The sequence below is a fragment of the Paenibacillus oryzisoli genome, from assembly GCF_001653565.1.
Classification (GTDB): Bacteria; Bacillota; Bacilli; order Paenibacillales; family NBRC-103111; genus Paenibacillus_E; species Paenibacillus_E oryzisoli.
Genome location: NZ_LYPB01000058.1, coordinates 84,016 through 97,427, shown reverse-complemented (window position 1 = coordinate 97,427; position 13,412 = coordinate 84,016). Strand labels below are relative to the sequence as shown.

General features: G+C 46.5%; 14 protein-coding genes. 12 read left to right on the top strand and 2 right to left on the bottom strand.

All coding sequences use genetic code 11. The annotated features are described in order from the left end of the window. Positions 1-147: 147 nt before the first annotated feature. The 3 genes from A8708_RS12105 to A8708_RS12095 are packed head-to-tail and all read left to right on the top strand — an operon-like array spanning position 148 to position 4,990. On the top strand, positions 148-2,136 hold the full coding sequence (locus tag A8708_RS12105; protein WP_068663724.1) for a hypothetical protein: 1,989 nt from the start codon (positions 148-150) through the stop codon (positions 2,134-2,136). A gap of 45 nt (positions 2,137-2,181) precedes the next feature. Next, complete coding sequence (locus A8708_RS12100) at positions 2,182-3,231, top strand: peptidyl-prolyl cis-trans isomerase (protein ID WP_068663723.1); 1,050 nt, start codon at positions 2,182-2,184, stop codon at positions 3,229-3,231. Between the two features lie 43 nt (positions 3,232-3,274). Further along, on the top strand, positions 3,275-4,990 hold the full coding sequence (locus A8708_RS12095; protein WP_068663722.1) for a sialate O-acetylesterase: 1,716 nt from the start codon (positions 3,275-3,277) through the stop codon (positions 4,988-4,990). Between the two features lie 518 nt (positions 4,991-5,508). On the opposite strand, the gene A8708_RS12085 is transcribed toward A8708_RS12095, so the two are convergent. Both A8708_RS12085 and spoVB read right to left on the bottom strand, forming a co-directional pair. Then, positions 5,509-5,781 carry a hypothetical protein gene (locus A8708_RS12085; RefSeq protein WP_068663721.1) on the bottom strand — a complete coding sequence of 91 codons (273 nt, stop codon included), beginning with the start codon at positions 5,779-5,781 and terminating at the stop codon, positions 5,509-5,511. Positions 5,782-6,001: 220 nt separating this feature from the next. Then, positions 6,002-7,552 carry a stage V sporulation protein B gene (gene spoVB, locus A8708_RS12080; protein WP_068663720.1) on the bottom strand — a complete coding sequence of 517 codons (1,551 nt, stop codon included), beginning with the start codon at positions 7,550-7,552 and terminating at the stop codon, positions 6,002-6,004. A 34-nt stretch (positions 7,553-7,586) separates the two neighbouring features. Here spoVB and A8708_RS36090 point away from each other — a divergent pair, with 34 nt between their 5' ends. The 9 genes from A8708_RS36090 to hxlA all read left to right on the top strand — a co-directional run bounded on the left by A8708_RS36090 (position 7,587) and on the right by hxlA (position 13,411). After that, positions 7,587-7,730, top strand: a complete 144-nt coding sequence (locus A8708_RS36090) for a hypothetical protein (RefSeq protein ID WP_204787522.1) — start codon at positions 7,587-7,589, stop codon at positions 7,728-7,730. Positions 7,731-7,734: 4 nt separating this feature from the next. Beyond that, positions 7,735-8,313 (top strand): TetR/AcrR family transcriptional regulator, encoded by a 579-nt coding sequence (locus A8708_RS12075; protein ID WP_068663719.1) that lies wholly within the window; start codon positions 7,735-7,737, stop codon positions 8,311-8,313. A 21-nt stretch (positions 8,314-8,334) separates the two neighbouring features. Further along, positions 8,335-8,670, top strand: a complete 336-nt coding sequence (locus A8708_RS12070; protein ID WP_068663718.1) for a DMT family transporter — start codon at positions 8,335-8,337, stop codon at positions 8,668-8,670. Further along, complete coding sequence (locus A8708_RS12065; RefSeq protein WP_068663717.1) at positions 8,670-8,984, top strand: DMT family transporter; 315 nt, start codon at positions 8,670-8,672, stop codon at positions 8,982-8,984. Before A8708_RS12070 ends, A8708_RS12065 begins: the two co-directional genes overlap by 1 nt. A 136-nt stretch (positions 8,985-9,120) precedes the next feature. Then, on the top strand, positions 9,121-9,684 hold the full coding sequence (locus tag A8708_RS12060) for an RNA polymerase sigma factor (RefSeq protein WP_068663716.1): 564 nt from the start codon (positions 9,121-9,123) through the stop codon (positions 9,682-9,684). After that, a complete protein-coding gene (locus A8708_RS12055) occupies positions 9,665-10,450 on the top strand; it encodes a hypothetical protein (protein WP_068663715.1) in 786 nt (261 codons plus the stop codon). The genes A8708_RS12060 and A8708_RS12055 overlap by 20 nt, the downstream gene beginning before the upstream one ends. Beyond that, complete coding sequence (locus A8708_RS12050; RefSeq protein WP_068663714.1) at positions 10,434-11,306, top strand: ABC transporter ATP-binding protein; 873 nt, start codon at positions 10,434-10,436, stop codon at positions 11,304-11,306. The genes A8708_RS12055 and A8708_RS12050 overlap by 17 nt, the downstream gene beginning before the upstream one ends. A gap of 1 nt (position 11,307) precedes the next feature. Continuing rightward, a complete protein-coding gene (locus tag A8708_RS12045; RefSeq protein ID WP_068663713.1) occupies positions 11,308-12,426 on the top strand; it encodes an ABC transporter permease in 1,119 nt (372 codons plus the stop codon). Positions 12,427-12,775: 349 nt separating this feature from the next. Then, positions 12,776-13,411, top strand: a complete 636-nt coding sequence (gene hxlA / locus A8708_RS12040) for a 3-hexulose-6-phosphate synthase (RefSeq protein WP_068663712.1) — start codon at positions 12,776-12,778, stop codon at positions 13,409-13,411. Position 13,412: the final 1 nt, after the last annotated feature.

The window sequence follows — 13,412 nt, the reverse complement described above, 5'->3', positions numbered from 1 at the left end:
GTGCTGCAAAAACTGGCGGCAAGGCGAATATCTGTTACCCGAATTTTAGAGGAGGGTGGTGGTTCGTGAATATTTTTGATAGCGCTATCATCTTGCGAGGAGATGGAGCGCAATGGTTTTGATAATCGCTGAGGAGGTTATTTGTTCATGTTCAAACACCGTTTATGGACCCATCTGGTACTTAGCCTATCCTTATCTTTCGTAACATTGGCAGGAGCCCTGTCCATCCCTAAGCCGGCCGAAGCGGCAGGCACGACCTTTTACGTAGATGATGCCAGACCAGATGACAGCGGGAATGGCACAAGCATTGCAACGGCTTGGAAGTCACTAACCAAGGTCAACAGCGTCACTTTCCAGCCGGGTGATAAAATTTTGTTCAAAGCCGGCGGCATATGGACGGGTCAGCTGCATCCGGGCGGATCGGGAAGTGCGGCTGGAGGCGCAATTTCGATCGATATGTACGGTACGGGAAACAAACCGATTATCGACGGTAACGGAATGACGGGGCAGGGTGTTGTGTTTTTCTCCAATCAACAGTACTGGGAAATCAATAATCTTGATATTAGCAATGATGCGTTGGCGGAGGGAGATCGTAGAGGGATCGAAGTCATAGCTGATACCTCCGGGACCACCAATCATTTTTATATCCGAAACAATATTATTCACGACATTGAAGGTTCGGTAGGAGGTACACTCACGAACAAGAAGACGGCTGCCATCTATTTCGAAGGCCAATCGGAGATGACGCAGTTTAATGATATCGTGATTGAGAATAATGTGATTCACGACGTGAAGAATCAAGGTATCGTAACAAATAACTCGGCGATCGACTTCAGCGCAGACGAGTATTACCCTGGGGAGTCCGGCTGGAATAACGTCAAATACGCGAAACTCGCTATCCGCAGCAACACGATCTACAACATTTCCAAGAATGCGATGATTGTCCGGCTTGCAGACGGGGGGGTCGTCGAGTACAACGTCGCTCATGATACGGCGACAGGGACGACGGGAAATACGATGTTTACAAGAAGCTCTAGAAATACGGTACTTCAATACAATGAAGGATACTTGAACAGGAGTCCGGGAGTCGACGGCAACATGTACGATCCCGACCTGAGAAGTCCGGGCACGGTGTGGCAGTACAGTTATAGCCATGATAATAATCATGGACTGATCTGGTTTTGTACCGATCCGGAGGACAGCGGTCTGATTGTCCGCTACAACATCAGCCAGAACGACAAGGGCAATCTGGTCTACATTAACTACGCGTTTACAGGAGCTTCGATCTATAACAACACGTTCTTTATCGGCTCGGGACTGTCGCCAACGATTATTAGGGAAAACCCGGCAAATGCGCATACGTACTCTTTTGACAACAACCTTATCTACAACAATAGCTCCACGGCTTCCTATGTGTTTGCCTCCAGCGGGACGACGCGTTCACTTGACTCGAATACGTTCTACGGACAGCATCCAGCGAGTGAACCTTCATCAACAGTGGATACGCATAAGCTCACTTCGGATCCCCTGCTTGTCGGACCTGGAACGGGAGGTATCGGTCTTAACGCAGTGGATGGCTACAAACTGCTTGCCGGATCGGCGGCGATTGGAAGTGGGAAAGTAATTTCAGGCAATGGAGGCAAAGATTACTGGGGCAATACAGTATCGGCGACTGCTGCACCTAATCGCGGAGCATACGGGGGAGCTGGGGTGACATACAGCAGTTTTACACGCCAGACAGAAGATCTGTTGCTGTCCGGTAGTACAGGTGAGAGACATATTTCCTTTGCGGATACGGCTTGCAGCGGAGGGCGGTGTACCAAATTTTCATCTGACGGGGTTGGCGATAATGTCATCTATGGAATCAATATCCCGCAGCCCGGCACCTATAACGTGAAGGTAGGCGTGAAGAGGCTGAACGATCGCGGTAAATTCCAGCTGTCGGGAGCGGGGAGCCCCATCGGTACGGAGCAAGATTTGTATTCGGCGACCTCTTCCGTAGTTGAGCTGAATATTGGCAACGTAACCTATAACCAAGCTGGAGATAAAGGGCTGAAATTTACGGTAACTGGGAAAAATGCGGGCAGTTCGGACTATATTCTGTCGTTTGACTACGTTGTGCTTACTAAGCAGTGATAATTGACTTTGGAAGATATGCGGTTGAAGAGGGAGAAGAAAGCGATGAAAGGTAAACAACGGGTAAAAAAGCAACTTGCAAGCTGGCTCTTGGCCAGTGTGCTGCTTATTGGAGCCGTGGTGACAGTGGCGGTTCTGTCAGGCTTTCAGGACGATAGTCTGGGACGCATCAACAATTCGCCGGTGGACCGCAGAGAGTTTGCCTTGCTTCTATCCCAGCAGCGATCGCAGACCGTCCAATATTATAAGAAACAGTACAACGCCGCCGTTAACGAAACGTTCTGGACAACCGCCTATGAGGGCGTGACACCGGCTGATTATGCCAAGCAAGCAGCGCTGAACCAGATGACCGAATATCGGGTTCAGCAGCAGCTTGCGCAAAGCAATGGACTGGAGGTATCGGCAGATTACGGGCAATTTCTGCAGCGCCTTCGGGAGGAGAACGAGCGACGCAAGGCGTTGCTGCAAACCGGTAGCCCGATCTACGGGCCTACCCAGTACAGCGAATGGAGCTTTTATGATTATATACATTCTAACTTGGTGATTAAGCTAAAGGAAAAGCTGCTGGAAGGCGGAGGGGGCCCCACAGAAGACGAGTTAAAACAGTTGTACGAGGAGCACAAAGATAATCTGTACCGGATGCCTGATGAAGTAACTGTGAATGTCATGTCTTTTCCGCTGGGTGACGGGAATCGAGCTGTGGATGCAGTGTCTATGCTGACTGGTGGCGTTTCGTTCTCGCTAGTGCGGAGCGAGCTTTCGCCGTATGTGTTGAAACGTCGGGCAGACGGGGAGGGTATTCTACTTGGAGGAGCCGGAACGGAGGATCGGTCTGATGTGGAGGAACGTTTATTGAAGGCGGCACTGCAGCTGCAAAAGGGAGAGGCGCTTCACATTGATTTTGCCAATTATACAACAGTCATTCAGCTTGTCAGTAAAACGGATAAACATTCTCTCCCTTTCGACAAGGTCAAGGACGTAATTCTTCGTGAATGGACTGACCAATGGTTTGAGCAGCAGATTGAGCAGTTAAAGAAGCAAGCGAAGGTTGAGCTGAATCAAAGGAATTATCGGAGCATTAAGGTTGCAGAATGATAGGTTTAATGAAGTGAACAAACACTTCGGAACGGAGGTACGAATGATCAGAAAGCTTTTACGTACTGCATTACTTGTTATCTTAAGTTTGGGGATACTACCACTCGCACCCGGACTTTCGGGGAGTGCGCAAGCTGCGGGCACGAATCTGGCGCTAGGCAAATCCGCTACAATTAACCAAGGCGGCACACTGGGCAGCACCTCGGCCAGCTTGATGACCGATGGGGATTCCGCCACGATGTGGAGGTCGTATGACGTTGGTACACCCGTCACACTTATGGCACAGGTTACGCTTGACCTTGGCAGCGTACAGTCATTTAACAAGATTGTGCTGACTGAGTACAAGCAGAAAGCCGTTCAACTGACGGTAGATGTATCGGTCGACAATACGCAGTGGGCGCAAGTTTATACGAACTCGTTCACCGCGACGGGTTCCACCAACCGGGTTACCGACATGCAACTGGGAAATCAATCGGCGAGATATATCCGGATTTCAGCCCCTAATGCCCTTTATGCATTCGGTATTTACGAGCTTGAAGTTTACGGAGGCAATCTGGCGTTGGGGAAAACGGTCACGATCAATCAGGGCGGCACCTTCAGCACCAATATGGCTGCCAACATAACGGATGGCGATGCCGCCACGATGTGGAGAAGCTACGCAGATGGCAGCCCGGCGTCCTTGTCGGCACAGGTGACATTGGATCTGGGCAGCCAGCAGCTATTCAATACAATTGTGTTGACCGAATATAAGCAAAAAGCAGTCCAGCTGATCGTGGACATCTCGGATAATCAGACGGACTGGAATCAAGTCTATACGCATACGTTCACAAATACGGGAACGAATAACCGTGAGACTACGATTGCCGTAGATAATTTAACCGCTCGTTATATTCGGATTACAACGCCTAATGCTGTCTATGCGTTTGGTTTATATGAACTTGAGGTGTATAACGCTGCAAGCCCACCTTCTAGTCAGAACGGAAGCATGATTGTGCATACGGGCCTATACGGGGGAGCGGCGCAAACCGTCACAGCGGCCAAAGCAGACTTTCACCTGTACCTGTTCATCGGGCAGTCGAATATGTCCGGCAGGGCGCCGGTAGAATCACAAGATTTGCCGGTGATCAGTCGAGCGTACTTGTTTAACGGCTTGAATCAATGGGAGGAGGCGAAACCTGGTCTTGTGACGAACCGCACTTCCCTAACAACAACGCAAGGGTTCAACCGGTATTCGTCCGTTGAAGAGAGCACCAAAGTGAACGGTTTGAACGTCGCTAGTAGCTTTGCCAAGGCGATTACGCTGAGCAACCCGCAGCTAACGGTTGGCATTATTTCCAATGCTAGAGGCGGGACCAGTATCGCCGAATGGCAAAAAGGTGCAGGAACAGGACTGTACGAGGAAGCTGTCAGAAGGACGAAGGAAGCGATGAAGACGGGGACGTTGAAAGGGATTATCTGGCATCAGGGGGAATCAGATCAGTCCAAGGCGAACAGCACCTACATGAGCAGCCTTCAGCAGTTGGTCGGCGATTTGAGAACCGATTTGGGCAGTGCATCTGTACCTTTCGTTGCGGGCCAATTACTGCCTACAAAAAGCGCGGATTTTAACCAGATGATTACGACGATTCCACAGTACATTTCCGATTCTTATTGGGTTTCTAATGCGGGTACGGTATCGATCGGTGACGGATCACACTTTAACGCATCGAGCCAAAGGCTGCTCGGGCAGAGGTATGCCGATGAAATTTTGAATCAATAGCTAAGGTAAAGAGGCTGCACTTTGGGGCAGCCTCTTACCCATGTAATGGCAAATACCAAGGCATATACAATATTTCAGGATCGCTATAATGAGACAATCCACCCTATTCATACCTTATTAAAAAGGATGAAGGTGATGGCGCTTATGAAGATAAAAGATAAACAAATAATCTTTTTTTACACAGTAAAAGGTTCCACAATAAAAAGAGTTATTCTATTGGATATCCTTCTTGGAACAGTGATGTATTATGTTGTAGATATGGTCGCCTCGAGTACGATAATCGCAATGATAGGTTCTTTTATCGGAACGGAGGGAGTTAAAAGACTTCCACGGCCGATTAATAGAAGGATAATAACGGTTACTTAATGTTACCAAAGTAGGTCTAGTGAGAAGAAAGTTGAAGCGTTGGAGCGATCCATCGCTTTTTTGGCGTGTAGTGGTGTATTGGGAGATTCCCACTTAATTGTGCAAAAAGCATCGAGCGAAGGCTCGATGCTTTTTGTGCAACATGGATGACCCTATTCTAGAACTACGGAACCCCAAGGTAAGACAGTATCCTTATCGACTGCAATAATGCCTACGCCTCCTGGGATGTATACGGCAACTGTATCTTCATCAACATTTAAGTAACGACCAGGTACCAAAAATCCATTAACAAGTGTGTGAACAACACCATTCTCATACGTGTAGTATGACGCTTCTTCAGTATCAGTTGCGGCGTTAATCACACTCGGAACCATCAAACACGAAGCTGCAAGAAGCACTGCCAATTTTGTTTTAAGTAATTTCATTTGAACCACTCTCCTATTTTGTATGATTTGTTTAAGCTTTATAAAACATATGTAAACCGTCTTTATATAATTGAATCATGTATTTTGGATTTTTTTGGGATGAGCGCTTCTCGGCTCGTTGTCCGCTAATGGCAGAGTATAAATAAACCCGCAAACCCCCTAATTTTGGAGGGGAGTTGCGGGCTATATCTTTCATTAACGAGATGAATTATGTGATACCCTACCACGGGATCGAAAATCGATTGCGTGTATGTTTACTGTTCAGCGTACCCGTCAATACGAGCGCAGCGAAGTAGAGAAACAAGGAACAAACGATCGAGGTGACGACGCACCATATCGGTGACATCCCACTGCTGATCAAATAGTGATACGTCCAGTTTCCGCAAAGCATCATCAGGATCATGGAGATCGCAACTTTGACATAGGGTCGTATACTCCAATAAAATCCGATTGAGCTTGAGATGGAAAAGAAGTTTAGCAGTGTTTGGATCACAATGCCGATACCGATGCCGTACGCAACGCCAATAATGCCATATTGGCTGCCGAAAACAAAAATGGCGACGCTCTTGAATAAAGTGGCTACGACGTAATTCCACAGCGTTGCTTTCGCGCGGCCGAGCCCAAGTAGAATGGCGTGAAGTGGTGCGTCGAAATAATGCAGGAAAAACATTGGCGCCAGGATTTGTAGAAGCACCCCTGCTTCTGGTGCATGATAGACGAGTGTTGTTAGTGGCGTCGCCCACACGTATAGGATGACGGTTGCTGGCGCACCGATTAGGAGTCCTAGGATCATCGCTTGATTCATCCGCTCATGAATGAGAAGACTATTCTTGTTCGCTGCGGCCTCGCCAATGGCAGGAATGAGCGCTGTGGACAAGGACTGCGTGATAAAGCTTGGCATGAACAGCAACGGAAAGGCATAGCCAGCCAACATTCCGAATTGCTTCGTCGCTAGCGCTGTGCCGATGCCGGCCAGCGCTAAGCTGGTTGTGATAAGCAGCGGTTGGAAAGTGCTGTACAACGAATGAATGATTCCATGACCTGTTGTCGGCAGGCCGATCTGCAGCAGCTCGCCGAGCGTGCCCCTTCCTTGTTTCAGGTGGCTTGCCCACGTCTCGCCAGGTTTTTTCGATTCGCCGTAAATCTTGTAGCTTGCCGCAAGGAACATCAGGCTGAACACCTCGCTGACCACAGAGGCAGCCATGGCCCCGGCAGCTGCATAAGCGATGCCATAAGGGAGCAAGAGGTGAACCAGCGCCAGTACGCAGGCGATTTGGACGGTATGCTCCAGCACATCGGAAGCGGCAATGGTCTTCATTTGCTGCATGCCGCGGAAATATCCTTTTAATACAGCGGAGACAGCAACAATCGGTGCGATCGGGGTTATGGCCAACATCGCGTAATAGGCGCGTTGGTCACTTAGGAGAATGGAGGCGATCCACTCCGAACCGAGTAACGATAGGGTCGTGAGGGCTATGCTCAAGAAGCTCGTGACAGCGAGTGAGACATGCAGGATGCGCCTCACTTTCATCCGTTCGCCGCGAGCGTTGGCTTCTGCGACCAATTTACTAATGGCCACTGGGAGCCCTAACTCCGTAATCGTAATGACGAGCGGAACGAGGGGATGAGCCATCATCAAGATGCCGATTCCCTCTGCGCCGAGTACGCGAGCGATATACATGCCGCTGATGAAACCGAGAATACGGTTGATGAAAGCAGCGACTGACAAGACGAACGTACCTTTCATGAACGATTGCCCGTGTTGTGACATGACGTGTGTCCTCCTGATCATCGAATACTTACATATGTATTCAATAATTGGAAAAGCATGCGAACAAGCCGATGATCTCTTTTTCGAATCCCACGATTTCTACGTGATGACGGCATTCGCAGGTTGCCCTGAGAAAGATAACGTGCTATTATTACCTGACGAACGTTCGGAAGGGTGATGGCATGACCGCAACACGAATCAAAGAAGTAGCGCGAACACATTTTGCTAAGAATGGCTATGAAGGTGCATCACTTGCTGATATCGCTAAGGATGTAGGGATCAAAAAACAGTCCATTTACACACATTTCAAAGGGAAAGATGAACTATTTCTTGCGCTATTTGATGAGGTGCTAGCGAAAGAATTGCTCTTCGTTCAAACGTATCTCGCTAACAATAAGCATCTATCCGTAGATAAACTTCTTTATGATTTTCTAATCCAATATCAAGATCGCTATGAACAAGATGATAACACCAAATTTTTCTTGCGCGTGGCCTTTTTCCCGCCGTCCCATCTCTATGATGAGATCGTTAAGCAAGGTTATGGGTATCTAGATACGATTGAAACCATGATAATGCCCCTATTTGAGCAAGCTTTGGACAATGAAATCATTAGCCCGGAAGTTAGCAGCGATACGGCCACAGTTGCTTTCTCAGCCGTCTTGGATGGCATGTTTGTGGAATTGCTATTCGGAGGATCTGCCCGTTCGATGAAAAGGATTGAATCTTCCTGGTTCGTCTTTTGGCGCGGTATCAAAAAGTAAATCAGCAGGAGGTTTGTACACATGAATCGGTATTGGATTTATATTTTCGTTGGTGTCATTTTTGAAGTGATATGGGTGACAGGTTTAAAACATTCGGATACGACATGGACGTGGATCGCTACGGTCATTGCCATATATATTTCATTTCATCTCGTTATTAGTGCGTCTACCAAATTGCCGGTTGGAACTGTATATGCCGTCTTTACAGGTATGGGGACAGCGGGAACCGTTATTGTGGAAATGCTATTTTTCGGAGAACCTTTCCAGTTTCTTAAAGTATTCCTCATTTTACTTCTATTATCCGGTGTATTTGGATTGAAATTTGTGACAAATGGTGAGAAAGGAGCTGCGGTCTAATGGGTTGGTTTTTTCTCATATTTGCTGGAATGTTTGAAGTTGTCGGTGTTGTCGGAATGAATCAAATTAATAAAGCGAAGAATATTCGTAGCTTTGCTATATTTATCGTAGGGATTGTGCTGAGTTTTACATTTCTAAGCCAAGCGATGAAAAGCTTGCCGATGGGTACCGCTTATGCAGTTTGGACAGGGATTGGGACGGTTGGAGGTGCAATCGTTGGGATGCTGTTCTATGGGGAATCTAAGAATTGGAAAAGAATCGTGTTTATTGCGATGGTGTTAAGTGCTGCCGTAGGATTGAAATTAATAGCTTAACTGAATGTAATTACTTGAAGTTAAACCTTGTTAAGTCAAGGTTTTTTTTGTTTTTCTTTATCAATGTTACATACATTTGTCCCAACCATACAACTTTTTTTATACCTGTACCGTTCTACTTAACGAGGTGATCGAATTGCCGACTGATGAGCAGTTGATTATGGAAATAAGAGCTGGTAGCGAAGCAGCTATGGAGGTGCTGACGAAACACTATTACAAGCAGATTTATGCTTATTTATATCGCAAGACAGGAAGTCCCCATACAGCGTATGATTTGACGCAGGACGTATTTGTGAAGATGATGCGAGGTCTTCCTACTTATTCAAGAAAAGTCTCGTTCCATAGTTGGCTCTATACGATCGCGATTAATTGTTGCAGGGATTATTATCGCTCGGCAGCATACCGTCAAAGTTTGACAGCAACGGAGTTTGAGGAATATCACGAACAGAACAATGAGGAATCGGTGCCTTATATCTTCGAAAGGAAAGAAACGCGGAAGCAATTGCGACAGGCTATACAAGCACTGCCGGATGTTCAAAGTGAAGCTATTCTTCTGAAATATTATCATGATTTGAAAATTCGAGAAATATCCGACATTACAGGAGCCAATGAAAATACAGTAAAGGGAAGGCTTAGGCAAGGGCTAGACAAACTGAACAAACTGCTGAGGAGGGATGACTATGAACAACAACAAAACTAACAAGCAATCTAGTGAATGGAATGAACTTGATGATGTGGATCAAGAATTACGATTGCTGTTAATTGATTATACCGTTGAATATCCTAATGACGAGGCCATTGCACAAACAATTGATGTGCTAAGAGCTTATGTTGATAAACCAGCTAAGCAGCGTGTTCCCTTCTTTCCTCTTCGCTTGAGACAGCTCCATATTCGCCCGTTCTTCTGGATTTTGAATGCCCTTTTCTTCAGCTGCGGACTTCTGGCTTGGGGTCTGTGGAAAGGTGATCCGTATATGATTATGCTGATGGTCTCGCCAGTGCCGTTTTTGCTGGGACTTCTGGAAATATTCAGAGGACGCGATGAAGGACTGCTTGAGTTAGAGATGTCTTGTAAATATTCGGGACAGCAATTAATGCTGATGAAGCTGACCGTTGTCGGAGCCTACAATGTACTATTATGTTTCGTATTAATCGCTATTTTCAGCGCATTCGGGGAACCGCTCTTGCTGTCGAAGCTAGTTATATATTGGGCCACACCATTAACAGTGACAGCTAGTATTGGGTTTGCTTTAGCCAGTCGGATGAGAGGTCAAGTAATAGCACCCGTAGCGATCGTTGTATGGTTATTTACTGCTTCGGGTTTTATAACCGCTATGGAATTTAAACAAAAATCTGATATTCTGTCTCCAATGATATGTGGAGCAATATCTGTACTTGCGATTACATTACTAATCATACAGATTAAACGGCTGAGGAGAGGTCAAATCGATGAAATTATGCATTGAAAGGGTAAGCAAGCAATACGGAAGGAAGCAGGCGCTAGATAACGTATCCTGCGAATTAACAGAGGGAGTGTACGGATTCTTGGGTGCTAACGGATCCGGAAAAACAACGCTTATGCGTATACTCGCCGCAGTCGTCAAGCCAAGCGCTGGCAGAGTGCTTCTGGACGGTGTGGACATTGAACTGTTGAATGATCAGTATCGCGATGTACTCGGCTATTTGCCACAGCATATGGGCTACTACAAAAACTTCACGGTTGAGAAATTCCTCTTCTACATCGCAGCGCTTAAAGGGATCGAGAAGAACGAAGCGCATGTGAGGGTGGAGAAACTGCTAGAGGACGTTCAATTGACAAATGAGAAGCGTGTGAAGGTTGGCAAGTTGTCCGGCGGAATGAAACAGCGGGTTGGGATCGCGCAGGCGTTGTTGAACGATCCCAAAATTATTATTGTTGATGAGCCTACTGCCGGATTGGATCCGAAGGAACGTATCCGCTTCCGCAATCTATTGTCTGCCATTGCAAGCGATAGGATTGTACTGTTGTCAACACATATCGTGTCCGACATTGAGTATATTGCCAAGGAACTGTTAATTTTGAAGCGGGGCATACTCATTGAGAAGGCGCAGCCGCAGCTGCTGCTAGGGCGGTTACAGGGTAAGGTGTGGACTGTTCTTGTAGAGCCGAGTGAGATCAACGTGCTTCAAGCAAAGTATAAAGTAAGCAATATGAACAGAAAGAATGATCATCTCGAAGTACGAATATTATCTGAGAATAAGCCAGATCCACGTGCAGTAGAGGCTATACCGAACCTTGAGGATTTATACCTGTACTATTTTGACGAGGAGGCGGTGAAGTGAGATGAAGTCATTACTAACATTTGAATTATATAAAATTTTTCAGCAAAAAAGTATCTACATCACACTTATTATGTTGCTTGGACTTATAGCGGTTAGTTTGAACTTGCAGAAAACAAGTAGTAATTTCCCTTATTATAAGGAATGGGAAGGACAGTTAACCGAAGAAAAATATGAACGAGCGGAAGCAGCCCATTTAGCCTTGATGAGTCGTGTTAATGAGGGAATACCGCTGACACGGGAAGAACAAAAGATGCAAAGTTTTTATGAGAATATAAGCGATTTTCGTGCGCTGGAGGAAGATCGTAAAGCGAGTATTGGCGTATTGAACGAGCGCCTCCATCTGCAAGAGGCGGATGCTGAAGCTGCATATGAGCAGCGTCGAACTGGACTTGAGCTCCGCATGCTCGAGGGGATAGAGATCAATGAACTGTCTTATAACCGAGCACCTTCCGAAATGATTGACTTCGTGAGAGTATTTGGCTTTCTAATCAGCGGAGCACTTATTCTTATAGGTCTAGCATCAATTTTCTCAAACGAGTATGCCACAGGAATGGATCAATTCCAGCTCAGCTCGAAGTATGGGAGAAAGCGAGTCGTTACGGCGAAAATAATAGCCTCACTGATCTACGTTATCTTCGTCATTGGTACTTGGGTGGTCTTCAATGCGCTGCACTGGATTGGCGGAGGTGGGTGGAAATCACCGATTCAGCAACTGTTAAGATATCGAGATTCCCCCTACGATTACGATATACTATCCTTAATAGGTGTTCAGATTGGCATACATACATTAGGTGCATTCGGACTTGCTATGTTCGTATTACTTATCTCTGCATTATGCAGAAATACATTTCGATCTTTTCTAATATCCGGCTTTGTGTTCGTCCTGCCCATCGCATTTGAAGAAGTCTTCACCGTAAATTTGGGATCATTGGGCGTGCTGATTGAATTCAGCTATACGAACGTCATGGTTGTGTATGATTTGTTGGCTACGTTCCAAACTATTAATTTATTTGGTATGCCAGTTCTTTACCCAATTGCTGCAGTTGCGGTGATCATAGTTCTATCTGCACTTTGTGTGCAACTGCTTTATTGGACAATAAGACGAAAAGAAGTGGTATAAGCTACGTAATAGTGGAGTAGTTTAGGAGGGTAAGTTGGTCTGGCAGCGATCAGTCTGTGGTCCTATTCCACATAGCTCCACCATAGTTTAAATCAAAACGGTAGAAGTCAAACAACCGAGTAGGACCCAGGTCACATCCCTGAGTTCGCTCGGTTTTTCTTTTGCGCGGTAAATGCATAGGGAGGAGAATGAATTGCCACGGAGCAAGATACCCTTGATATTGACTTCGTCATAGCAGTTACTTTCAAGTAACTACGCACATTGAAGTGCCTACTTTTCGGATAAGCAGCATGGCCCTACAATGGGGCTATGGCATTCACCAGAATTGCAAATAGAAGGAGAGATTCGCATGGAACTGCAACTGGCTTTAGATTTAGTGGATATTCAAGGAGCGAAAGAGATTGTTAATGAAGTGGCGGCTTATGTTGATGTCGTGGAAATTGGGACACCAGTAATCATTAATGAAGGGTTACGTGCGGTCAAAGAATTGAAAGCCGCTTATCCTCATGTGAAAGTACTGGCAGATCTGAAAATTATGGACGCAGGCGGTTATGAGGTTATGAAGGCATCCGAGGCGGGAGCGGACATCATTACGGTGCTTGGCGTATCAGACGATACGACGATCAGCGGCGCTGTGGCTGAAGCTAGAAAGCAGGGAACTCAGATTATGGTCGATATGATCAATGTCCTTGATATGGCCAAACGGGCTCAAGAAATTGATGCATTAGGCGTTGACTATATTTGCGTGCATTCCGGTTACGATCACCAAGCGGATGGGAAAAACTCTTTAGAAGATTTAGCTACAATTAAGCGAGTTGTTAAAAATGCTAAAACGGCTATCGCTGGAGGCATTAAGCTGAATACGCTGCCGGAGGTACTTGAAGCAGGACCTGATCTGGTTATTGTCGGGGGAGGCATTACGGGCCAAGAGAATCGACAAGCAGCGGCAGCGGAGATGAAGCGCTTGGTTCAAGCGGCAGGGTGAG

What these genes read in the sequence shown, in the direction of transcription:
- A8708_RS12050 (WP_068663714.1), top strand. Translation starts at nt 10,434, where the DNA reads ATGAAATTATGCATTGAAAGGGTAAGCAAGCAATACGGAAGGAAGCAG.
- A8708_RS12105 (WP_068663724.1), top strand. Translation starts at nt 148, where the DNA reads ATGTTCAAACACCGTTTATGGACCCATCTGGTACTTAGCCTATCCTTA.
- A8708_RS12100 (WP_068663723.1), top strand. Translation starts at nt 2,182, where the DNA reads ATGAAAGGTAAACAACGGGTAAAAAAGCAACTTGCAAGCTGGCTCTTG.
- A8708_RS12045 (WP_068663713.1), top strand. Translation starts at nt 11,308, where the DNA reads ATGAAGTCATTACTAACATTTGAATTATATAAAATTTTTCAGCAAAAA.
- A8708_RS12085 (WP_068663721.1), bottom strand. Translation starts at nt 5,781, where the DNA reads ATGAAATTACTTAAAACAAAATTGGCAGTGCTTCTTGCAGCTTCGTGT.
- A8708_RS12065 (WP_068663717.1), top strand. Translation starts at nt 8,670, where the DNA reads ATGGGTTGGTTTTTTCTCATATTTGCTGGAATGTTTGAAGTTGTCGGT.
- hxlA (WP_068663712.1), top strand. Translation starts at nt 12,776, where the DNA reads ATGGAACTGCAACTGGCTTTAGATTTAGTGGATATTCAAGGAGCGAAA.
- A8708_RS12070 (WP_068663718.1), top strand. Translation starts at nt 8,335, where the DNA reads ATGAATCGGTATTGGATTTATATTTTCGTTGGTGTCATTTTTGAAGTG.
- A8708_RS36090 (WP_204787522.1), top strand. Translation starts at nt 7,587, where the DNA reads ATGTATTCAATAATTGGAAAAGCATGCGAACAAGCCGATGATCTCTTT.
- A8708_RS12075 (WP_068663719.1), top strand. Translation starts at nt 7,735, where the DNA reads ATGACCGCAACACGAATCAAAGAAGTAGCGCGAACACATTTTGCTAAG.
- A8708_RS12095 (WP_068663722.1), top strand. Translation starts at nt 3,275, where the DNA reads ATGATCAGAAAGCTTTTACGTACTGCATTACTTGTTATCTTAAGTTTG.
- spoVB (WP_068663720.1), bottom strand. Translation starts at nt 7,552, where the DNA reads ATGTCACAACACGGGCAATCGTTCATGAAAGGTACGTTCGTCTTGTCA.
- A8708_RS12055 (WP_068663715.1), top strand. Translation starts at nt 9,665, where the DNA reads ATGAACAACAACAAAACTAACAAGCAATCTAGTGAATGGAATGAACTT.